At 63.5% G+C, this 21,228-nt stretch carries 18 protein-coding genes; 10 read left to right on the top strand and 8 right to left on the bottom strand.

What is annotated here, in order from left to right:
• The first annotated feature begins 344 nt into the window (after positions 1–344).
• Genes WBA38_RS03755 through WBA38_RS03745 form a run of 3 tightly spaced genes read left to right on the top strand, consistent with a single transcriptional unit; the run spans position 345 to position 2,199 of the window.
• On the top strand, positions 345–905 hold the full coding sequence (locus tag WBA38_RS03755) for a hypothetical protein (protein WP_424322072.1): 561 nt from the start codon (positions 345–347) through the stop codon (positions 903–905).
• Complete coding sequence (locus WBA38_RS03750) at positions 896–1,648, top strand: hypothetical protein (protein ID WP_424322071.1); 753 nt, start codon at positions 896–898, stop codon at positions 1,646–1,648. The genes WBA38_RS03755 and WBA38_RS03750 overlap by 10 nt, the downstream gene beginning before the upstream one ends.
• On the top strand, positions 1,645–2,199 hold the full coding sequence (locus WBA38_RS03745) for a hypothetical protein (protein WP_424322070.1): 555 nt from the start codon (positions 1,645–1,647) through the stop codon (positions 2,197–2,199). Before WBA38_RS03750 ends, WBA38_RS03745 begins: the two co-directional genes overlap by 4 nt.
• A gap of 235 nt (positions 2,200–2,434) precedes the next feature.
• Here WBA38_RS03745 and WBA38_RS03740 read toward each other — a convergent pair whose 3' ends face one another.
• The gene (locus WBA38_RS03740; protein ID WP_424294110.1) at positions 2,435–3,550 is read right to left on the bottom strand and encodes a hypothetical protein; all 1,116 of its coding nucleotides are present in this window, start codon (positions 3,548–3,550) and stop codon (positions 2,435–2,437) included.
• A gap of 71 nt (positions 3,551–3,621) precedes the next feature.
• On the opposite strand from WBA38_RS03740, the gene WBA38_RS03735 reads away from it, so the two are divergent.
• Positions 3,622–4,986: a GDSL-type esterase/lipase family protein gene (locus WBA38_RS03735; protein WP_424294109.1), complete on the top strand. Its 1,365-nt coding sequence runs from the start codon at positions 3,622–3,624 to the stop codon at positions 4,984–4,986.
• A 125-nt stretch (positions 4,987–5,111) separates the two neighbouring features.
• Here WBA38_RS03735 and WBA38_RS03730 read toward each other — a convergent pair whose 3' ends face one another.
• A complete protein-coding gene (locus WBA38_RS03730) occupies positions 5,112–5,894 on the bottom strand; it encodes an alpha/beta fold hydrolase (protein WP_424322069.1) in 783 nt (260 codons plus the stop codon).
• A gap of 49 nt (positions 5,895–5,943) precedes the next feature.
• On the opposite strand from WBA38_RS03730, the gene WBA38_RS03725 reads away from it, so the two are divergent.
• The 4 genes from WBA38_RS03725 (at position 5,944) to WBA38_RS03710 (ending at position 11,540) form a co-directional block, all read left to right on the top strand.
• Positions 5,944–7,692 carry a GNAT family N-acetyltransferase gene (locus WBA38_RS03725; RefSeq protein ID WP_424322068.1) on the top strand — a complete coding sequence of 583 codons (1,749 nt, stop codon included), beginning with the start codon at positions 5,944–5,946 and terminating at the stop codon, positions 7,690–7,692.
• 73 nt (positions 7,693–7,765) lie between these two features.
• The gene (locus WBA38_RS03720) at positions 7,766–9,793 is read left to right on the top strand and encodes a PhoX family protein (protein WP_424322067.1); all 2,028 of its coding nucleotides are present in this window, start codon (positions 7,766–7,768) and stop codon (positions 9,791–9,793) included.
• 176 nt (positions 9,794–9,969) lie between these two features.
• The gene (locus WBA38_RS03715; RefSeq protein WP_424322066.1) at positions 9,970–10,404 is read left to right on the top strand and encodes a hypothetical protein; all 435 of its coding nucleotides are present in this window, start codon (positions 9,970–9,972) and stop codon (positions 10,402–10,404) included.
• Between the two features lie 245 nt (positions 10,405–10,649).
• Entirely contained in the window at positions 10,650–11,540 is an 891-nt protein-coding gene (locus WBA38_RS03710; protein WP_424294105.1) for a type IV toxin-antitoxin system AbiEi family antitoxin domain-containing protein, read from the top strand.
• A gap of 44 nt (positions 11,541–11,584) precedes the next feature.
• On the opposite strand, the gene WBA38_RS03705 is transcribed toward WBA38_RS03710, so the two are convergent.
• Positions 11,585–12,775, bottom strand: a complete 1,191-nt coding sequence (locus tag WBA38_RS03705) for a lipid-transfer protein (RefSeq protein ID WP_424322065.1) — start codon at positions 12,773–12,775, stop codon at positions 11,585–11,587.
• 107 nt (positions 12,776–12,882) lie between these two features.
• Between WBA38_RS03705 and WBA38_RS03700 the strand changes: the two genes are divergently transcribed.
• Complete coding sequence (locus tag WBA38_RS03700) at positions 12,883–13,353, top strand: MarR family winged helix-turn-helix transcriptional regulator (protein WP_424297332.1); 471 nt, start codon at positions 12,883–12,885, stop codon at positions 13,351–13,353.
• On the opposite strand, the gene WBA38_RS03695 is transcribed toward WBA38_RS03700, so the two are convergent.
• The 5 genes from WBA38_RS03695 to WBA38_RS03675 form a co-directional block, all read right to left on the bottom strand.
• Positions 13,346–16,753: an ATP-binding protein gene (locus tag WBA38_RS03695; protein WP_424322064.1), complete on the bottom strand. Its 3,408-nt coding sequence runs from the start codon at positions 16,751–16,753 to the stop codon at positions 13,346–13,348. The genes WBA38_RS03700 and WBA38_RS03695 overlap by 8 nt on opposite strands.
• Positions 16,750–17,349 carry a DUF4194 domain-containing protein gene (locus WBA38_RS03690; RefSeq protein WP_424297336.1) on the bottom strand — a complete coding sequence of 200 codons (600 nt, stop codon included), beginning with the start codon at positions 17,347–17,349 and terminating at the stop codon, positions 16,750–16,752. Before WBA38_RS03690 ends, WBA38_RS03695 begins: the two co-directional genes overlap by 4 nt.
• Complete coding sequence (locus WBA38_RS03685) at positions 17,346–18,803, bottom strand: DUF3375 domain-containing protein (protein ID WP_424297338.1); 1,458 nt, start codon at positions 18,801–18,803, stop codon at positions 17,346–17,348. The genes WBA38_RS03690 and WBA38_RS03685 overlap by 4 nt, the downstream gene beginning before the upstream one ends.
• A 57-nt stretch (positions 18,804–18,860) precedes the next feature.
• Positions 18,861–19,298 carry a hypothetical protein gene (locus tag WBA38_RS03680; RefSeq protein ID WP_424322063.1) on the bottom strand — a complete coding sequence of 146 codons (438 nt, stop codon included), beginning with the start codon at positions 19,296–19,298 and terminating at the stop codon, positions 18,861–18,863.
• 72 nt (positions 19,299–19,370) lie between these two features.
• Positions 19,371–20,099 carry a hypothetical protein gene (locus tag WBA38_RS03675; protein ID WP_424297341.1) on the bottom strand — a complete coding sequence of 243 codons (729 nt, stop codon included), beginning with the start codon at positions 20,097–20,099 and terminating at the stop codon, positions 19,371–19,373.
• A 459-nt stretch (positions 20,100–20,558) separates the two neighbouring features.
• On the opposite strand from WBA38_RS03675, the gene WBA38_RS03670 reads away from it, so the two are divergent.
• The gene (locus tag WBA38_RS03670) at positions 20,559–21,209 is read left to right on the top strand and encodes a S1 family peptidase (RefSeq protein ID WP_424322062.1); all 651 of its coding nucleotides are present in this window, start codon (positions 20,559–20,561) and stop codon (positions 21,207–21,209) included.
• Positions 21,210–21,228 lie beyond the last annotated feature (19 nt).

Genomic DNA, 21,228 nt, shown 5'->3' with positions numbered 1-21,228 from the left:
AGTGGTGACGGTGTCCAATTGGCGCATCCTCGCGTCGAGCCGCGGCTGGGAGTTGGAGCGACGAGAAATTCGCGTTAGGTGTCGGACGATCGCGTTGGGTGTCGGTATTGATCGACACCCAACGCGATTGAGTGACACCTAACGCAAGGAACCTGTCAGTGGGGGTGACGCAGGGCTGGGAGCCAGCGGGTTGTCACGGGCTCCTCGATGCGTCGGCACCGCTTCGCTCCGCCGACTTACTCGGAGATCGGGGGTAAGGAGGTTTCCGGCGGAAAGGCGACGCGGCACCCGATGTTCCGCTCGACCGTGTTCGCCCAGGTAGTCCGAGTGATCAGATATCCGAGATGATCAGCCGTGCATTAGCGGCGATCGTGCAGACCATTGCAGCGGACGATCCGGCGGTCCGGGAACAGATCCTTGAAATTCTAGGGCCGATAGCAGACGACGCGCACGCCGCCGTTGAGGCGACCTTGGAGGACGTTCTGAGTGCGCAGGTGTGGGGTACAAAGGTCCACAAGGCGTTTGAGAACCTCGTCGATGAGATGGCGGACCAGATCGCGGAGGTACTTGGTGAAGGCTTTAACATCCATACCGAGGAATCAATCGAAAAAGGACGTTCGCCCAGAATTGGCAAGGACGGCAGTATCGACTGGGAACCACGCGGAACACCGAATACGATCCGTCCCGATGTGATCGTCACGCAATTGATCGATGGAGTGGAGACCCTAGTGCTCATCGTCGATTTGAAGACTGGTAAGGCGGGGATTTCGAAGGCGTGGGCGCGGAGTCTGCGGGATATCTTCAGCATCCCAGGCGAAAAATTAGGTGACCCGATACAGGAACTGCGGCCGAGTTTGCCCCGGCCCACCCAGGTATATGACGAGGAGAAAATTCTGTGGCAATAAGCGTGAAGCAATGGCGATCGGTGATTGCAGAATCGGCTGAAATTCTCGGCGACGACTGGCATGTTGCAGGTAAGGGTCGCTATACCGCCCTAGTTCGGAGTCGACCTCAATGGTTGTTTCATCTGGTCTATCAAGAACCGACCTCAAACGGTCGTTTGGTTGCGTATCAGGGGCTTCTGTCGGCACCTCTGCCGGGGAGTGAGTCTGGTCAGGGTGGGGTCACTGGCGGGCAGTTCCGCGACCCCGAACGCCCCGATCTGCGATTCAAGGATGTTAGTGACCCAGGCGTGGTTGCAGAATTTGCTCAAACGGCTTCTCGATTGAAGCTTGATCCGGTGTTTGACGTGAGTAAAGCTCTGGAGGTTGAGGAGGACTACTATGTTCGCAACTGTGAGCGGGGCAATGAGGATCGTATTTACAGCGGAATGACATTGCGTCGCCTTATTTCTTTGCGAGTGTTGTGCGGTTCGAGGCCGTTGCCGGATCTGGTTTCTGATGTCCGTCGAGTCTTGGTCGACGATGAGTTTTCGTCATTCGGGATTTTGGGGGACCGCAGTCCGGATCGGGGTGAGGCTCGGAATCGGGCGATGTGGCAGGACTTGTTTGCGCGGTTGGAGGCTGCGGATCGTCCTGCGGTGGAGGAGTTGTTGGCGCAGACGAGGTTTGATTCATTGCGGGCGTTTGGGCTTGCTGAGGAAGATATTCCTGATCCTATTTTTCCGAAAATGGAGGTGCAGTGGTGAGTACGTACGGGTTGGTTGTTGTTGCTGATCTGCCAGATGCTGGCGCGGCTGAAGCGTTGGTGGCGCGAGTGAAGGCGGCGTTGATTGCGAGTTGGGGTGCTGGTGAGTCGCCGGTTGAGGACCTGGAGTACGAGGTCGTCGACGTGGACGCCGGTGTTCGGGTGTCGATCAATGTGCAGGGGATGGTTGCTGATCGTCGGGAGGCTGACTTCTTCGCGGGGGCGCCGGCAGGACGTGCGGTGATCTGTGAGGACGGCGATGAGTACGGGGTCCTGTTCCAGGTGTGGCGTTTGGATCCGGCCGGGAGTGAGTGCGTGTACCGGGCGTACGTGCATGACCCCGACGAGGATCCGGAACCGGCGACGGCGGCGCGGGCGATCACCGGTGCTGAACCGGCCGCGGCTGCGGCGGAACTTTACGGTGTTGATCCGCAGGTGCTGCTTGACCTCGAGGCAGATCCCAGTCCTGTTAGCGATGAGTTGGGTGTGATCGGAACGCCGTTCGAGCCGTGGCTATCGCACTTTGGGGTGCAGTGGCCCGACTTGGGATGAGGTGACAAGGGTGCCAGCGTGACGGCTCGCCTCGATGTGCTCGAGGCGAGCCGTCGTCGTTGGTGGGGCGCCCGGAATTTTGAGCGTCACTCGAGCGACGAGGAGTTTGTGTTAGGTGTCGGCTCGGGCTGCGCGGGCTGGGAGCCAGCGGGTTGTCACGGGCTCCTCGATGCGTCGGCTCTGCTTCGCTCCGCCGACTTACGCGGGGATCGGGGGCGAGGCGACGTGAGCGCCGCTACCGGTCGGCCTTCCTGATCACCAGGTGCGCAACGCCGGAGGCCGTTGGCTCGCCGTTGAGGAGTTCGACGAGAGGTTCGCCGTCCTTTGGCCGGATCCGTTCCACACCGCCGTACATGCCGAATGCGCCGTCCTCGGGGAGAACGCGAGTGCACAACAGGTCTCCCTTCTTGGGGACGGCGGCCGAACGTATTTCGACCGACTTGTCTGTCCGAAGGTCGGTGGCATGGAAACCTTCACCCGGCGTCACCGAGTCAACCCGAAGCACTGTGCGCCCGCGCTCTAACAGGTCCTTGCCGCTTTTCACGTCGTCGGCCGGAAGAATTCTGGCCGCGGTCTCCATCAACTCCTCGACGAGACCACCCTCGACGAGGATGAGGTCCGTCAAAACGTCAATGTTCATCATCGTCGGTGCGTCGAACTCGGGGAGATGTAGACGGTCGATCTGCTTGTCACACAGGTCGTTGTAGTCGAGGTTGTATTTGCTGATGACCAAGAACTCCTTGAACTTGGTCCACAACGCAAAGTTGCGCTGCTGCTCGCTGAGGTGGGTCGGCGCATTGGAATCTGGGAACTCGTCGAGCACGGCGAGGGTGTCTTCAAAGACGTCGGGGCCAGCCTTCAGGAAGTAGGCCCGAGCGGTTGCGAACTCATTGCGAAACAACGCGAAAGTCCCCAGGACCTGTTGGGAGGCCAGCGCGTTCGGGTTCGACGCCACGATAGTTTTGGCGAGCTCCTCGGCTGCTTCCGGATCGCGGTCGTTGATCGCGGCCATCATGGCAATGGACTGCAGGCTCGACGGGTTGGGAATTTTGACCCGATTGGTCAAGCTCTTCACCGCGAGTCGGTAGCCTGCGGCCGTGGGTGCGGGGCCCGAGCCTGGATCGGGTCGGCCTGGCTGCAGAGTATCGAGCATCATCGTGACGACGGCCCCGGTGATCTCCGGGTCGGCGAACGAATCGAAGAAATGCGGGTCGTCAGTGATCTGTTTGGCGATCGCGAAGCGGTGCTCAACCTCAGGCGTGCGAGCCAACTGATCGAACGCGATGACAGCGGGGATGGCGTCTTCGTCGACCCCGTACTCAAAATCCAAGAAATCGTAATCGTCAGACACACTCCCACCGTCGTAGCCCGCGTACTCAGATGTCTTGGGTCCCGCGCGGAGAAAAGTGCCATGCTCGAATCATGCTGCGGCACGTGTTGAATGCGGTTGCGATCGTGATGATCGCGGCGATCTCGATTGCCGTTTCGCTGTGGCTGACGCCGATGCAAACAGCGACGGCCGTTGGACAGTCGGTCCGGGTGGGGGCGGCGGCACCGTCGTGGTCGTGGAGTGGACCGGGAGAAGTGGACCTGTTCGGTCAGACGTTGCCGACGGTCATCGACTTTCCTGGCCCGGTGCGCCCGCGGTTGGAACTGACGAACCTGCAGCTGTCGAGCGAGTTGGGCGACCTCGTCGGCCCGACCGCGTCGTCGGCGTCCCGTGAGGCCGCCCAAAACGACCTCCGCGATGCGCTCGTCAACGGCTGGCGCAACTATCTGATCATTCAGGTGTTAATCGTGCTTGGGGTGTCGCTCCTGCTGATGGGTGCGCTGGTCGGCTGGCAGCGGCTGTCGTTGAAGGCGTCGATCGTGACGATCGTCGTGGGAGTGCTCGTCGCCTTGGCTATCAACGTCGGCGCCGTCGTGGCCACAGCGATTTCCGCGGCCGACGACCTGCGCGGGATTGATTCGCTCGCGTCGTTGGTGGGTGCGGCGACGGTCCCACCGCCGGTGACGCCGGGCCCGCTGCCGAAACAGGGGAGCGTGGTGGTGATTGGCGATTCGACCGCTGCGGGAATCGGGAACCCGCCACTACCGAATCCGACACCGCAAGATTCCGCGTGTGAACGGACCAGCGGATCGTTCGCCGTCGCCCTCGACCGCTCGCCCGAATGGCACGTCACCAATATGGCGTGCAGCAGCGCGACCATCCACAACGGCCTACTCGGCGAGCAAAAGCGCGGCGACCTGACTCTGCCGCCCCAACTGCCCGCCGCGCTGGCCGCAGAACCGAGCGCGCTGATCATCAGCATTGGGGCAAACGACGTCGGATGGTCGTACATGGTGGGCTTGTGCGCGACCCTGCCCGACTGCGGTGGCGCTGCCGGGCAAGCGTTCTTTAATAAGAATCTCGCGACCTTTACCCGCGACTACCTCGTGCTCTTGATGCAGTTGAAGGCGTTGCCGAAGCCGCCGGTAGTCGTGATTAACCAGTATTACGATCCGCTGCCCGGCGACAGTTCGTGCATCCTCGACCGCGGCATCACCCCGGCGAAGGCCGACCTGCTGCGCGGCTGGCTGGAATCGCTGAACACGGTGTTGGCGCAGGGCGCGGAGTCGGCGTCGTTCAAGACGGCCAAGCCGTCGTTTGACGGCCACGGCCTGTGCTCGCCGGATCCGTTTGTCCAGGGGCTCGACGGAAAGGCGCCGCTGCACCCGACGACGGCCGGCGGCTTGGCGATCGCACTCGCCGATCAAGGCGTGCTGCTTGAGGCTGGGATCCGGTAAGGCGGGTTTTCTCCCTCCGGGCGTTCCCCTTTTCTGTCACGATTCGACCGTCCCATCACCAAACACCGCGATCGGTGACGGAAAGGGCGATCGGGAGGGCGCGGATGTGACAGAAAAGGGGAAATTCAGGGGCGCGCGGAGCCTACCTGAGCGTGGAGGAGGCCGGGCCAGGCGGCGAGGTCAGCGGGGGTGTGGGCCACCGTCAACGACGCCGACGGCAGCAGGTCGACGAGCACTTCGGCCGTCGACAGTGGATGCCCGGGATCGTCGACCCACGCGAGGATCGACGTCGGCACGTGGATGCCAGCGATCATGTCGGGAGACGGAAGATCGCTCGCGGCCGCCCCGCGCAGCACCGACGGCAGCAGGTTGGCGACGATGTCGGGCACCGTCTCAGCGACACCGGCCAACGTCGGCGGCTGCGGTACGGCACGACCGGCCTCGACGAACGCATCCACCCCGTCGCGCTCAATCAACTCCGCGGCCGCCCGATAACCGTCGGCCATGGCGATCCGCGTCGCCCACGCGGTCGGCGGAATCACGAGGGTCAGACTCGAGAACCGGTCAGGGTCCAGGGTCGCAGCATGGAGCAAGGTCGCGGTACCCATGGACGGTCCGACGCCGTGCACGCGTTCACCCGGAAACCAGGCGTCGAGCAGGCGCAACAGATCGTCGGCTAGCTGTGGCCAGCGGTAGTCGTCGGCGATGGGACGGCCGGTTGAAAGGCCGTGCGCGCGGGCGTCGTACCGCAAAAGTCGCGTGCCGCTGAGGCCGCGACCGAGGTCTAAACCGAGCGTCCGATCGCGCGCCCGGCTCGACGTTAACCCGTGCAATTGGACCACCGGATGGCCGTGCTCATCGCTGAACGACACGTCGAGTTCAGCCCCCGGAACAGTGAATTTTGCCATCGGATTCCTCCCGAATTGCGGTCGTCGCGATGAGGCGTAGCGTAGCGCCATGCGGCTGACGAACATCGGGCACCTCCGTCTTCCGTTCGGGCGATTGTTTGGCTACGACGTCACCGTGGCCGACCCCGGGCGCGAGCTCCCGATCTCCTTCGACCAACGTCGTCACGTCGGCGCGGGCGACCGTCCCGGATCGTGGATGGCGCTGTCGTTCCGGCTGCCTGCGCCCGTGCTTCGTGAGGAGTTGGCGGCGGCGTGGCTGGCAGTGATCGCGCGGCACGGAACGCTCAGTACGGTGTTCGTTCCCACGGTCGACGGCCCGCGCCTGCACGAGGTCGAGATCAGCGCTGGCACGTGGGTAGAACACGACATCGGCACCGGTCAGGCCGTGAACGATGCACTGCGTGAAGTCTTCGACGCGCATTGCCGGCCGTATTCGCGGCCGTCGCACCGGCTGTGTGTTCTTGAGACGACTGCCGGTCCGACGATCGTGGTCGCCGCGGACCATGCGCACGTCGACATGTGGTCGATGCTGGTGATTGTCCGCGATCTGCTCGCCGCGCTCGACCATCGCCTAACCGGCGTCGTCCCCGCGTTCGTCGACCACGCGCGCGCCATGATCGACCGCCCGACGGCACCGGCCGAAATCCGTGATCGGTGGGCGCAGATTCTCGCCGACAGTGGTGATGTGATGCCGCGGTTCCCGCTCCCGCTGGGTGCCCCGGAAATGCAGTCCGAGCGCGTCGAAGTCCGCGACGTTTTCGATGTTGACGACAGTGCAGCCTTCTCGGCGCAGGCACGGAACGACGGGGTGTCGACGCTGTCGCTGGCAGTGTCGGCCATGACTGCCGTGACGCGCGACGTCGCCGGCCAACCGTTGCGCGCCGTGTTCCCGGTGCACAGTCGGTACGACGCAACCTGGCACGAGTGCGTCGGGTGGTTCATCACCAATTCGGTCCTGGCGTCGGCCAATCCAGATCCTGGTGCGTGCGCGGGCGCCGTTCGGGAGGCCGTCAGCCTGGGGTCGTGGCCGCTGGAAGACATCCTGCAACCGTGGGGCGGCGACATGCCCGAAGCGCCTGGGATGTTCGCGATTTCGTGGCTCGACCTGCGCCGCCTCCCGGTTCGCGTCGACTCTTCGAGCATCGACGCCCAGTATGTCGGGGCCGTGATCCGCACCAACGGGGTGATGCTGTGGTTCATCCTCGACGAGAACGGCCTCCACCTCCGGTGCCGCTATCCGGACACGGCGGAAGCGCGGACGAATGTCGGGCACTGGCTCGACGAACTCGTCGCCCGACTGCAGGCGAGCGCGCGGTCGTCGGCGGGGGATGTGCTCAATGTCGGTGGCCGTCGCTTTCGCGTGCAGCGTGCCGCTCGCGCCGACGTCCCGGCGATCGTGGCGCTCCTGTCCGACGATGAGCTCGGTCGCACTCGCGAAGGTGCGGAAGTGGAGCGGTATGAGGCGGCTTTCGACGTCATCGCGCGGGACCGTTCGCACTATCTGGCGGTGGTGCGCGACGGTGACGACGCGATCGTCGGCACGATGCAACTGACCGTGATTCCGGGGCTGTCGCGCGGCGGCACCACGCGGCTGCAGATCGAGGGTTTGCGCGTCGCGGACGGGTCGCGGTCGCAGGGGTTGGGCACGGCAATGCTCGATTGGGCGCAAGCCCATAGTCGGGCCCACGGCGCCCAATTGGTGCAGGTGACGACCGATGAGGTGCGGGAACGCGCCCGCGCGTTCTATGCGAAGGCGGGGTTCGCGTCCGAGCATGTTGGGTTGAAGCGCACCCTGTAGGCGATACCCGCTGTTCGTTTCGCGTTCACTCCGACGATCGAGTTTGGTGACCTGACGACTTTACGGTCGGCCCATGCGAATCCCGTTACAACTGTTTACCGCTGGTGGAGACGACGTTGGTCGTTCCGCCCGCTCGCGCGTCACCTGCAAGTACAAGTGCGGTGAGGCGTGCTGGCATGAACCGGGCAACACCAGCGATAACAGGTACTTCCGCGACGTCGCCCGGACAGCACTGTCACGGCGGACGGTGTTGCGTGGCGCAGTCGGCGCGGTCGTGGCCGCGGGAGCGACGTCGTTCCTGACTGCCTGCGGCGACGACACCACGACCACCGCGAGCGGCCCCTACGACGGCATGCGCTTCGACCCGGTGAAGCCCAACACCGACGACGCCTTGATCACGGCGAAAGGCTATGACCAGAAGGTCGTGGTCCGCTGGGGTGATCCCGTCCTACCTGGCGCACCAGAGTTTGACTTCGACAATCAAACACCCGAAGCGCAGGCGGGCCAGTTCGGGTTCAACAACGACTTTGCCGGTCTGATCCCGATTGCGGGCGTGCCCGGGCATTCGTACCTGGTGGTGAACCAGGAGTACACGACCGAGCAGTTCATGTTCCGCGGGTACAAGGAAAAAGAACCGACCGAGAAGCAGGCGCGGATCGCGATGGCCGCCCACGGCATCACGGTTCTCGAGGTCAAGGATTCCGCCAAGGACGGCTCGCTGACGCCGGTTGTTGGGCCGCGCAATCGTCGGATCACCGCGAGCACCCCGTTCCGGATCACCGGGCCGGCCGCCCGCACTGACCTGGTGAAGACCACCGCCGACCCGACCGGCACCACGGTCCTCGGCACCATCGCCAACTGCTCCGGTGGCATCACCCCTTGGGGCACCATGCTGTCCGCCGAGGAGAACTTCAACAACTACTTCTCCAACACCAGCAAGGTCACCGACAAGGCCGCGGCCGCGCACCTGAAGCGCTACGGCTTCGAGGACGACTCCGACTACCACCAGTGGGGTCAGTTTGAGCCGCGCTTCGACCTCGCAAAAGAACCCAATGAAGCCAACCGTTTCGGGTACGTCGTGGAAGTTGATCCCGACGACCCGCAGTCGACGCCGCTCAAGCACTCGGCACTGGGCCGCCTGAAGCACGAGGCCGCGACCGTGTGGGTCGTCAACGACGGTCCCGCGGCGGGCACCGTCGTTGTCTACTCCGGCGACGACGAACGCTTCGAATACATCTACAAGTTCGTCTCCAGCCGCAAAATCAAAGAGGGCGACAAGCGGCACAATATGGGCATCCTCAGCGAAGGCGCCCTGTACGTGGCGTCGTTCTCCAGCGATAGGCCCGTCACCGTCGACGACGCCGCAGGCACTGGCAAGTGGCACAAGTTGATGACCGTGAACGCGGACGGTTCGGCGACGTCGCACATCCAGGGCATGACGGCCGCTGAAGTTGCCGTCTACACCCGCGAAGCCGCGGACAAGGTCGGGGCCACCAAGATGGATCGTCCCGAAGACATCGAACCCAACCCGGCCACCGGCAAGGTGTACGCGGCGCTGACGAACAACAGCAAGCGCGGTGTCGACGGGAAGCCGGGACGCGACGCGACCAACCCGCGCAACGAGAACAAGAACGGCCAGATCCTAGAAATCACCGACGACCATGTCGGTGAGAGTCTGACCTGGGACCTTCTCCTTGTCTGCGGCGACCCGGCGGAGGCCGACACCTACTACGGCGGCTTCGACAAGACCAAGGTCAGCGCCATCTCGTGTCCCGACAACGTGGCTTTCGACCCGCACGGCAATCTGTGGATTTCCACCGACGGCAACGCTCTCGACAGCAACGATGGACTGTTTGCGGTCGCCCTCGACGGCGACCGCCGTGGCGAAACCAAACAGTTCCTGACGGTCCCGCGTGGCGGCGAAACCTGCGGCCCGATCATTGACGACAAGCGCGTCATCGTCTGCGTTCAGCACCCGGGCGAAGACGACGACCACTCTGCGGACAAGCCCTTCTCGCACTGGCCCGACGGTGGAAGCTCCCAGCCACGACCGTCGGTGGTCGCAGTTTGGCGCAGGGGCGGCGGTTCGATCGGCATGTGACGATTTGGCTGAGCTTGCGCCGAACATTTTCATCGTGGATCTCGGGTAGGGCGCGTCAGCGGCTATGGCCAATTACGCTGTGAACGAGACCAGAAAGGAACAATGCGGGACTCACCCAACAATTAGCCCGGCAAACCGGCCGACACGTCGACCACTGACCCGAAAGCTGTAGTCGCATGAGCGGATCCATCTATGTCATTGGTCGAAGGGAGTCTGACGGCCGTATCGTCGCCACCCTCGGAGACACAGACGCAGACGCGCCGCCCTCGCCCACCGAGGGCGACCGGGACTTCGACACCTGGCAGGAAGCACTCGCCTGGGCCGACGATCAAGACACAGATGTTGACGCCATAGTAGACAGGGGCTTACTGGGCGAGGATGAGCTCGCAGCCGCTGACCGAATGAACGGGTTGGCTGACCAGGCTGGAAAGTTCATGGTGCTCACGCAGGCAACCGTCGCACTTGATGACTTCGCCATGATTTTCCCCGACCTCGCAGACGAATTGACCAGGCTCAGTGAGGATTTGGCTGAGGCGTCCACCAAGATCGCCGAGCTTCTGAAAGCTAAGTCTCGCGAGTACGTCAACGAGCTAGCCGACGACGCAGACTGAAAGCTGTGTCGTACAACGCAACCCAAAAGACTTTCCAATCTGGGGCTCTTTTCGGCGTCTCCGTTCACCGTATGCGCCCGACTGATTGATTGCGGAAAGATGACGAAGACGAGAGCTTGGCGAAGTAACGGCGGTTCGATCGGCATGTAGGTGTCAGCGCGTTGAGTTTGCGACCTTATCCGTAGCAAATTCAACGCGCTCGGCGTGTTGCGGAACCGAACGGGGAGCCACTGCGTCCAACTTGGGTGGAGTACAACGGGGAAATTGCACAACTGCTCGCAGCCCGAGACGGCGTCGTTACGACGGCGCAGGCCTTGGAGTGTGGGCTCACGCGGAGGCAGATCGCGCGCCGGGTCGATCAAGGTGACTGGGTTCCAATGGCGCGGGCGATCTTTCGATCTGCGGCACATCCGCTGACGGAGGCGGTGTTGGTCCGGGCCGCAGTCCTGGCCCATCGAGGCGTCGCCGACCGAACCACCGCCGCGTGGTGGCACGGCATGCTGCCCAACCTGCCGCATCAACTCACGATTGCCGCTCCCAACCGCATCCACCCCGGGCGATGGCGGTTCGGTGACGTTGATCTATCTCGACGGTTTCTGCACCCGGTCGATGTTGTTGAGGTTCGCGGTCTTTCGGTCACCTCGCTGCCGGCGACGGCAGTGTTCGCCGCGGTTGCCCTTGACGACGGCACCAGGTTCCTCGATCGGGTCCTGCAACAGGGCCGGGTCCGGGTCGATGAGCTGGTGTCGATGCTGGAGCGCTACGCGGGAACCATCGGTATGCCGGAAGCACGCGAACTCGTGCGAATTGCCTCGGAGGATTCGGAGTCGGAGGCTGAGCGACTGTTTGTGCGCCTGCTGCGCGAAGCCGGAATCACAGGTTGGGTGCAGCAGTATCGGTTTGGTCGGTGGCGACTGGACTTTGCCTGGCCGGAACTGCAGGTTGCGGTCGAGATCGACGGCTGGGCCTTTCACTACCAGCACGACCGCTTCGGGTCCGACCGCGCGAAGCTGAACGCCCTCGAGGACGCCAAATGGCGCAAGAAGGTCTACACCTGGCACATGTTGAACGAGAAACCAACGGAGACGATCGAAGAGGTCGCGGCACTCTTGTCCGATGCAGCCGAATCGCGTTGAGTTTGCCACCGTATGCGTAGCAAACTCAACGCGATTCGCCGAAACTACAAGACAGCCTTCTGGTACAGCCCCACGACTACCGCGCCGCCCAAGCCAATGTTGTGCTGCAGGGCTAATTGCGCGCCGTCGACCTGCCGCTGATCTGCGGTGCCCCGCAACTGCCACGTGAGCTCGCTGCACTGTGCCAGACCGGTGGCACCGAGGGGGTGGCCCTTCGAGATGAGACCGCCCGACGGATTCACCACGCAACGACCACCGTAGGTGGTCTCGCCGTTCTCGATGAGTTTGTGGCCCTCGCCGACCTTCGCCAGGCCGAGTGCCTCGTAGGTGATGAGTTCGTTGGCGGAGAAGCAGTCGTGGAGTTCGATGACGTTGACTTCGTCGATGCTGCGGCCAGCTTGGGCGAAGACGAGTTCGGCGGCCTTGCGGCTCATGTCGAAGCCGACTGCGGAGATGGCGCTGTCGCCGAACGACGACGCGGTGTCGGTCACCATGGCCTGGCCGAGGATTTCGACGGCCTGGTCGGCGAGGTCGTGTGCGCGGACAAAAGCTTCGCTGGCCAGCACGACCGCCCCGGAACCATCAGAGGTGGGCGAGCACTGCAGTTTGGTGAGTGGCTCATAGATTGAGCGCGATTCGCGAATCTCCTCGAGCGTGTACTCGTCTTGGAACTGCGCGTACGGGTTGTTGACCGAGTGGCGATGGTTCTTTTCGCCGATCATCGCGTAATGCTCGGGCGCGGACCCGTAGCGCTCCATGTGCTCGCGGGCGGCAGCCCCAAACATGTACGGCGCAATCGGCGGCTGCGGCTCGTACAGCTTGGCGAGCGTCATCACATGCTTTTCGAGCGGGCTGGTGCGGTCGGTGTATCCGGCGGCGAGCGAACCGCGCTGCATCTTCTCAAAACCCAAGGCCAGGACGCAGTCCGCACGACCACCGCGGATCGCTTCGGCCCCGAGATAGATGGCGGTGGACCCGGTGGAGCAGTTGTTGTTGACGTTGACGATAGGGATCCCGGTGATGCCGAGTTCGTAGACGGCGCGCTGGCCGGAGCAGGAGTCGCCGTAGACGTAGCCGACGTAGGCTTGCTGAATTTGGTCGTAGGTGACGCCAGCATCGTCGAGGGCCTTGGTTCCCGCTTCGCGGGCCATGTCGGGGTAGTCCCAGCCTTCGCGGGATCCGGGCTTTTCAAATTTCGTCATGCCAACGCCGACGACGAACACGCGATTACTCATTCTGTGACTCCTGACCAGGTTGCCGGTGTCCTTCGACATTAGTGATCGGGCGGGGGCTACGAGTGCTTCTTGATCGACGGACTACGTGTGGTCGATAGGCTGGGTATATGACCCAGTGGCTCGACGATCGCAGCATGTCAGCGTGGATGGCGTATGTGTGGCTGCGTATCCGCGTGGAAGGCGAAATCGCGTTCGATTTGGAACGTCACGGGCTGTCGGCGCCGGACTACGACGTCCTTACGACTTTGTCCGCGCAACGCGACGACAGTATGCGGGCCCGCGACCTCGCGAAGTCGTTGACCTGGCACAAGGCACGACTGTCGCGTCATCTGGCGCGCATGGATAAGCGGGGCCTGGTCACGCGGTCGCCAGCGCCGGAAGATGCGCGGGGAATCGTTGTGGCGTTGTCGCCGCACGGCCGCGAGCGGTTGGAGGCTGCGGCCCCCGACCACGCTGCCCTGATCCAGCGCATGTTCGCCGATCAGCTCACCGAAGCCGAGATTGATGCGCTGGTGTCGCTGTCGTCGAAGGTGGTGGCGGCGGCCGACCGGGAAGCCGAGGCGCGGACCGTTACGTGACCACGACGTCGCGGCGGGCCCGGTACTCCTCGATGGTGAGGCACTGGAGTTGGGAGTAGCTGCCGCCGCGGTTTTCGACGTAGCCGACGGCGGAGACGAAGGGTTCGATGGTGTAGATCTTCGTCAACGGGGTCACGATCAGGAGTTGCAGGCCGAGGCGCGCGAATAGGGAGAGCGCGTAGCGTGCCGAGTCGTCGGAGCCGCGACCGAAGGCCTCATCGATGACGACGAAGCGGAAGTCGCGCGAGCAGGTGGCGCCCCACTTCAGATCGAACTGGTACGCCAGCGAGGCCGCCAGAATCGTGTACGCCAACTTCTCCTTCTGGCCGCCCGACTTACCGTCCGAGTCGGTGTAATTCTCGTACTCGGCGTCAGTGTCGAGGTAGCGCTCCGATGCCGCGAACGTGACCCAGTTGCGGACATCGGTCACCAACTCGGTCCACTTGCGGTCCACATCGGTGAAGCCCTCGCGGCCGCGGAAGCGTTCGACGAGCGCCTTCACCAGCAGGAACTTGTCCTCGGCGTAGCTTTCGGTGGTCTCTTCGCCTTCGGCGTCGGCCTCGAGGGAGCCGTCGCTGCAGCGTCGAAGGTCGGCGCGGAACTCGCGAATATCTTGCGCGGCAGTCGGGTTCACGTCGAGCCGAATGTAGCGGCCCGGGTTGTATTCGATGCCGGCGAGGGACTCGTTGATCGTGTCGATTTTCGAGGAAATCAGGTGTACTTCTTTGTTGAGCTTGGCGGCGAAGATCGCGATGTCGCGGATCGCGTTGGTGTTCAAGTAGTTCTTGAACTCCGACTCGAAACGCGGCAGGTCGTCTTCGGCCAGACGCCGGTGCAGTTCCCGGTACTCGTCGGCCGAGGCGATATCGGCGTCGAACTCGGTGGTTAGTACGGGGTGACTGCGATTGAAGTCCGACATCCGCGCCACCACCCGAGTCTCGAAGGTGCCCGCGCGTGAGGAGTGCTGCTCTGACGAATCAGTTAGGCGCTCGGTCATCGAGACCTCCAACTCGCCGCACTCAGCGACGGTCAGTGGCTCGGCGGATCCCTCCGCGACGGTGGCGCGGTACTCGGCCACCGACGTCGCGATCGCCTCGAAATGGGGTTCGGCGTCGGCGAACTCGGGTTCGGTGGTGACAGCTTGGGCGGCGGCGCGCGACTTCTCGCCCTGGTCGCGCATCATTTCCAGGCGGGAGACCTTGTCGCGCAGACCATCTCGGGTGGCATCGGCGGCCGAGAGTTGCTCGCGGGTCGCGGCAATCGCATCGGTGACCTCCGCGAGTTCCGACGACGACCGCGCCAAGTCCGACTTCCGCTGCGTCAGTTCCGCGATGCGTGCGGCCGACGAGGCCCAGTCGATCGCGTCGAAACTCGGGTAGGCGTCGAGGCTGGTCAGCGCATTGCGCCGACTCATCAGGATCCGACGACGCTCCTCCAACTCGGTAACCTCGGCGTCGACCCGATTGAGGTGGTCTTGCACGCGCTGCCCGGCGGTGAAAAGGGCAGTGATCTTCTGCTCGTTACTCCACCCGAGAACATAGTTGCGTCGGTCGTCGACGCGCTGCGAATCGTCCTTTTCGTGGCGGCCACCGCCCGAGCGGACCTGCCCGGATTCGGTAACCGCAAATTCGGCGGCGCGGAACTCCTCGAGCGTCTCGGCGCACAGGTGGCGAGCGCGCTCAAACAGTCGGCGTTCCAGCCACCGCTCAAACGGGCCTTCCTTGATGTCGATCTTGTGGGCCAGCGCGCCAGCCGGGGGAGTCGCCACCCCCTTCGACGAAACATGGTCGGACACTTTGAAATACACGACGCGACCACCGAGGTGGTTGGCGTCGATCCAGGCCGAAACCTCGTCGTAGCGGTCGGTGGAAACCAGCAACGACAGCCCGAAGCCGCGCAGCACACGCTCGGCGGCCCCCTCCCAGCGGGACTCGTCGTCGCGGACGCCAATGAGTTCACCGACGAAGGGGAGTTCGTCGTGATCGATGCCGACACCGGTGCAAATGAGTTCACGGATTCGGAGATTGCGGTCGGGAATATTGCTGGTGCGCCCGCGGAGGCTAGCGATCTCGCTCGCCACTCGACGACCTTCACCGTCGAGTTCACGGCGGCTGTATCGGACCTCGTTGATCGAGTTCTCGACTTCGACGGTGTCAGCGTCAAGGGCGGTTACGGCGTCGGACACCTCGGTGCGACGGTGGTCGAACTGCCCACGATCTTGCACCGGGGCCAGGCCTGCGTCGTCGATGAGGCGCGAGTACCGCTCGTGCGCGACGGCCCGTTCTTCTCGTTGGCGTTGGGCTTCGGTGATCTGCTGTTCGAGTGCGGCGATGTCGGTGCCGCCGAGGCCAGCTTGTCGTAACTCCAACTCGCGCAATGCGATTCGCAGATCGGCCAGGTCACGGTCGACGGTCTCCAGAGCGGTGCGCGCGGCGACGAGATCCCGGTTGTGGTTTTCGAGGTCGGCAGCGAGAAGGTTGTACTTTTGCTGCGCAAAGTACGACCGCAGAGCGCCGCGTCGTTCCTTCAACTCGGCGGCCATGGCTGTGTGGCGACGGTACTTGTCGTCGTCGGCCAGCAGCGGACCCAACTGTTCCAGCTGTGATCGTGCGAGGACGACAGCGTCGTGCGCGGCGGTGAGATCCTCGAAGTGGCCGACCATCGTGTCGACCCACCCGCTGGAATCGAATGGCTCCAACATGTGGTCGCGGACGAAGTCGTTGAGGTTGCCGACGGCCTTCATCGAGACCGTCTGGTGGAACAGTTCCATGGCCTGCTCGGAGCGGATCGCGAGCGAACGACGGTAGTCGCGGCCGTACTCGGGGAAGTGCTCGTGGATGCGAGTATCGCTGTCCTTCAAGCGCTTTCGCAGTGCGCGGAGGTCGGAGCCGAAGTCGGCGAAGTCGGTGGCAATATCGAGGGCACGGTCGGTGACGGTGAAGAACCGCTCCGGTTGGCCGCTGTCGTGGCGCATGGAAAACACCTGCGCCAGGGTGACCGTTTCGTCGTAGCCCTCGTTGGCGAAGACACCGAGGATCACCGAGTAGTTGCTCATGCCGCGCAGCGCTACGGGCCGCGAAGCTCCGGTCACTTCGTTGCGTTCGGACTTGTAGTAGCCCAGCACATACGACCGCAAGTCGCGCTCACGGGACTCACCTCCGGCCGCCTTGTTGTAGGCGACGCGGTGCGCGGGCAGCAGAAGCGTGGTGAGGGCGTCGACCAGCGTCGACTTGCCGGAGCCGATGTCGCCGGTGAGGAGGCCGTTCTCGCCGTCGAGCGTGAGGGTCCAGACGCGTTGGTCGAAGGTGCCCCAGTTCAGGACCTGAAAACGCTGCAGCCGGAACCCCGACCGCGCTGAACTCGGGTTCTCCAATTCGGTGGGGGCAAACAGGCCCGTCATAGTTGTTCCTCGCGGGAGATGCTGGCGTACTCCGCCAGATGGGCATCGAAATCGGCCAGCCACTGTGCGTCGACGTAGGCCTTGATGACGCGCCGGACTTCGTATTCGCCATCCTGGCCCGGCATGCGCCGCAGGAAGCCGAGGTCGACGACGCGACGGATGGCGGTGTCGGCTTGATCGATGGTCCGGGCTTCGTTGGTGGTGGCCGGGAAGAATGGACTCACCAGGTCGCGGAGTTGTTCACCGGTCAAGATGAGCCGCTCGCCGGCGTCGGTGGTGTCGTGTTCGGCAAGTTTCTTGCGCAGCAAGGCCAGCAGCAACGAGGTGTGCAGCGGGAGTTGGTGCCGTGCGACAAGCCGCGGAATCCCCAGGTCGGCGAGTTCGTCGTCGCTCTTCGACCGTAGGAAGGCATAGCCCTCAGCCTCGTCGATGACCACTGCGAGGCCCAGCGTCGCGACGTAGTCGCTGACCTGCGACGCCAGACCGAGCACATGGCGCCACGTGGATTCGGCGGTATCGCGGTAGACGACGCCCTTCATCAGCGAGGTGACCGCGAGCGGAAGGTTGAGCTCGTTGCGGGGCACGGGCCGGCTCATCGGGTCTCCTGATCGGTCGGGTTTCGACGGGCATAAATGATGCGGGGGATGTGGGCGGTCCGTGTGCCGCCCGCGTCGTCGTTCCAGGTCACCGACTCGTGCGTGTCCTCATCGAAGACTTTCGAGAAACCTTCGTCGGATAGTGAAATGTAGGTGATGAGCTCTGCCAGCCCATGCTCGAGAGGCTTGTCGGCGATCACGTCGGCGAGGGTCACCTGATCGCGGCGGCGCAGCAGATGGCGGACGCCCTCGATGAGGGGTACCGGATCGACGTGGATTTGTTCGAACAATGCCTCCGATTCGCCGTCGGCGTTGCCTTCTTCGATGCCATCGCTCGCCACTTCGACGTTGCTGGAGGGTCGAAACAGTGGCCGCTCGAGGGGGAGGTGAACGTTCGGGGTGGGGGAGTCGATCTCGATGGTGAAGTCGTCGATGCGTCGCTCGCGAACGGCGTACGCCGACGTTTCGATGTTCCGCAGCAGGTCCATGACGCGCCGGTTCTCCAGCCAGGCTTGATCGTCGAGGAAGCGCCGCAACTGTTCGGAGAGGCGTCGGACGGTGCCTTGCGCTCGGGTGCCTGCGTCGAGCCAGTCGTGGTGAATGTTGGTGAGGCGGACATCGGCGTCTGCGACATCGTCGAGGGCCTGCGCGCTGCGAACCAGTTCGTCGAGTTCGTCGAGGCGTTCGGCATTGAGAAGTAGGTCGTAGAAGGCTTGAAAGCTGCGACCTTGGTCGGAGTCGCTGATGATGTTGCGGCTGCCGACGATCTCGTCGAGTAGCTCGCCCTTGGTGCCGCGCCAGGTGGCGATGCGCTCGCGCATCTGCCGGTCGAGGGTGCGGAAGTTTGACTCCACTTCGCGGAAGTCGGACAGGAGGGCCCGCGCGATGTCGGCGAACTGCTGGTAGCGGTCGCGGCGACTGGTGGCGTCGAGGACGTGGAAATCGCCCCGTTCAGCGGCGGCGATTTCGGCGTCGATTGCGGCGCGCCGACGATGAAGTTCGGCTAGGCGGATCTCAGCGTCGGTGCTGGTGCCATACACAATCTGACGCAGCAGATCGAAGACGGTGTTGAGGCGTGATTCGGTGCCGACGAAGCCGCGGTCGCGGAGCGAGCGAACCCAGGAGACGGCGCGTTCTACGGCGATGGTTGCGTCGTAGTGTGGTTCGTCGGATTCGATGACGTAGTACTTGCGGAGCCAGCCGGTGTCGGCGGCCGACCATTCGTCCAGGTACGCCTTTGGCGTGCGTGGATACGTTCCTTCGCCGAGTCGCTTGTTCAAGCTGTACAGCTCATCGTCGAGCAGACTGATCAGAGCTGATTCGGAAATTTCGCGGACATTGTCGTCGACAAACACGCGCCCGAGAAACGAGAGCAGCAGGGGTGCGTTGTCGGCGCGCAGGAGGCGCCAGGCCGCGTTGCTCTTCCGAACGGCGACGATTTCGTCGAATTGCACTTGGTCAGGGTATCGACCGGGCGACGGTGCGCCTCACGGTGCCTCGATTGGGGAGTCCTATCGGATGAGTTGGCTGTGGGCTGGCGTCGATGAAGTGGTGTCGGGATCGGGCGCGGTGAAACCGACGATGACGAAGCAGATCAAAACCAGTACTCCGATCGTCGGGCCTGCGATTCGCCACGGGAGTTTCTTCCAGATCATGGTGCTACCGGCGACGATAAACGCGAGCCCGAAGAAGGTCATCGCGACGGCCATTCCGGGTTCGGACCAGTCTGTGAGTGCGGCGATCGTGATCAACGCGCCGAACAGCAGGATGACCCAGCCGAGCACTTTCAGTAGCATCTGGCCGGGGCGCGGCAGGCCAGTGGCCTGTCCCGTGTAGGCAGGCTGGTCCGGATATCGCTGCTGCGCAGGCGTCGGCGTGGGGACACTCGGCGATGTCTGTGGCGCGTCGAAGTCCGGGGGTTCGAACGGGTTGCTAAAGGGGTTAGTCATGCGATTCCTCTCGTACGGCACACGATAGGCCAGGGCTCTGACAACCCTCGCGGTCGCGGCCTCCGTCGATTTTCAGATTGGGTTGAAACGTTCGAGGAGGTCGTAGGTGAGGGTGCGGGCTTGGTCGCGGAGGGTGCTTGCCGACAGGCTGCGGTCGTCGTTCCACGCCGCGACGATGTCGTAGGCGCCACCGATGTAGTGCTGCGTGAGTTGGGGGAGTCGGTGCTGCATGAGCGGCCATTCCTGCTCAAAGACAGCCTGCCGCGACCGGTACCGAACGATGTCGGTCGATGATTGCCGGAACGTGTCGCCATAGGCGCTCGCGAGGGTGAACTCGGCACCGAAACCCCATTCGACACCGTGGAGCAGGCCGGAGTTTGGTGGACCGAAGAGGTCGATCGAGGTTTCGAGGCCCGCGACCACATCCACGACAGGCAGGTCGGTGACTCGGATTGAATACAGTTCGTTGACCGCTAGTTGGGCGGCGTGCCGTAGTCCGTCGACCCATGTTGGTCCAAACCGGGCATGCGTGATGATGGCGCGGTGAAAGATGGCGCCGACCGAATACTGCCAGGCCTGACGGACGTGCGTGCGCACGGTGAACGGGGTGATCGGCGTTGACATCAACGCCGGGAATACCCACACGATGTCTTGCTCAATGGGAAGGCCACCGGGCAACAACTGCGCGCCCGACATGTGGGGGCTGGTGCGGGCAGCAGCGAATGCGTTGCTGCGGCGCAAGCGGACAATGCCGTCGGGGTCGAGATCTGCGCTCAACGGCTTCCGCGGTTGCGAGGTCACGACACTCCTAACGCAGGTTGGGGTTGGCTCCACCACTCTAGTGGCGAAGCGCAGCCGTTGCGGGCGTGCGCGGTAGTCCGTCGCGGTGGCGATTAGTTCGTGTTTAACAATTCGCGGCACTGTTCCAATTGCCGTATTGGCGATGAAGCTAGCACCAGGATCCGACAGCTTCAGGCCGAATCGAACCGGAGCGACCGGTGGTGCGGCCCCGGCGTGCTGCAACACACCGTTTTCAAGAGTGTGAGTGACCGCATGCGTGCCCCGTTTGGGAGATAGACGTCCGTGTGTTTGACTGCTGAAGGAATCTGGGGGGCATTCAGGTTCCGTGCGGGGGTCGTCGATCCTCCACGTTCGAGGTTGCGGGACTACCGCGCATCGGACAGCAACTGATTTCACACCTATTGGGGGAACCAAGTGAAGCTCATTCGTCGAACACTTTTTGCCGTTGGAGCTGCGGCAATGCTGCTTAGTCCGGCCGCCGTCTCGGTCGCCAACGCGGCACCGACCACAGCTGTCGGTGGTGGCTCCGGCATCGTCATCAGCGGCAAGTACTTGTGCACCATGACGACAGTTGGCCACGACCGCAGCGGCAATCTCGTCGGGCTGACCGCAGGCCACTGCGGAAACCTCGGTGCGCCCATCTCGCTGGAACGCAATCGCGGCGCGGGCACCATTGGACGCATCGTCACCAAGAGCAAGTCGTGGGATGTGGCTGTGATCCGCCTCGATCCGAGCCGCGTCCGCCCCGTTCGATCGGTGGGGCCCGCCCGCATTTCGCGTGTCGGCACCTACCCGCAGCCGTTCAGCAATGTCTGCAAGTCGGGCCGTACCACCGGCTACACCTGCGGCCCTACTCTTGTTTCCGAGGGTGCCACCGCATTCAATTACGTGTGCGCAGCCCCCGGTGACTCCGGCGGCCCCATCATCTCGAACGGTCGCGTTGTCGGCATGCTTAACGGTGCGCTGACTATCGCGGGCCCCGGTACCTCGATCGAGTGCGTCCACCCGGCGCTTCCGATCTACACGCCGATGGTCGCCACCAAGATGACCGACATCGTTAAGGTTCTCAACCGCACCACGGCGGTCGGCTCCGGCTTCCGCCCGGTGTAACCGAGCACGACGTTCGACG

Origin of the sequence: Gordonia sp. (in: high G+C Gram-positive bacteria) (assembly GCF_049647785.1) — a bacterium.
GTDB lineage: Bacteria > Actinomycetota > Actinomycetes > Mycobacteriales > Mycobacteriaceae > Gordonia.
Note: the sequence above shows the minus strand (reverse complement) of the source record. Positions and strands in the feature narration are given on the sequence as shown.

Excerpts from the sequence above, each read along its gene's own strand:
- WBA38_RS03705 (WP_424322065.1), bottom strand. The coding sequence starts at position 12,775 with ATGAGTAATCGCGTGTTCGTCGTCGGCGTTGGCATGACGAAATTTGAA.
- WBA38_RS03700 (WP_424297332.1), top strand. The coding sequence starts at position 12,883 with ATGACCCAGTGGCTCGACGATCGCAGCATGTCAGCGTGGATGGCGTAT.
- WBA38_RS03720 (WP_424322067.1), top strand. The coding sequence starts at position 7,766 with ATGCGAATCCCGTTACAACTGTTTACCGCTGGTGGAGACGACGTTGGT.
- WBA38_RS03715 (WP_424322066.1), top strand. The coding sequence starts at position 9,970 with ATGAGCGGATCCATCTATGTCATTGGTCGAAGGGAGTCTGACGGCCGT.
- WBA38_RS03690 (WP_424297336.1), bottom strand. The coding sequence starts at position 17,349 with ATGAGCCGGCCCGTGCCCCGCAACGAGCTCAACCTTCCGCTCGCGGTC.
- WBA38_RS03670 (WP_424322062.1), top strand. The coding sequence starts at position 20,559 with ATGCTGCTTAGTCCGGCCGCCGTCTCGGTCGCCAACGCGGCACCGACC.
- WBA38_RS03725 (WP_424322068.1), top strand. The coding sequence starts at position 5,944 with ATGCGGCTGACGAACATCGGGCACCTCCGTCTTCCGTTCGGGCGATTG.
- WBA38_RS03730 (WP_424322069.1), bottom strand. The coding sequence starts at position 5,894 with ATGGCAAAATTCACTGTTCCGGGGGCTGAACTCGACGTGTCGTTCAGC.
- WBA38_RS03735 (WP_424294109.1), top strand. The coding sequence starts at position 3,622 with ATGCTGCGGCACGTGTTGAATGCGGTTGCGATCGTGATGATCGCGGCG.
- WBA38_RS03695 (WP_424322064.1), bottom strand. The coding sequence starts at position 16,753 with ATGACGGGCCTGTTTGCCCCCACCGAATTGGAGAACCCGAGTTCAGCG.
- WBA38_RS03755 (WP_424322072.1), top strand. The coding sequence starts at position 345 with ATGATCAGCCGTGCATTAGCGGCGATCGTGCAGACCATTGCAGCGGAC.
- WBA38_RS03680 (WP_424322063.1), bottom strand. The coding sequence starts at position 19,298 with ATGACTAACCCCTTTAGCAACCCGTTCGAACCCCCGGACTTCGACGCG.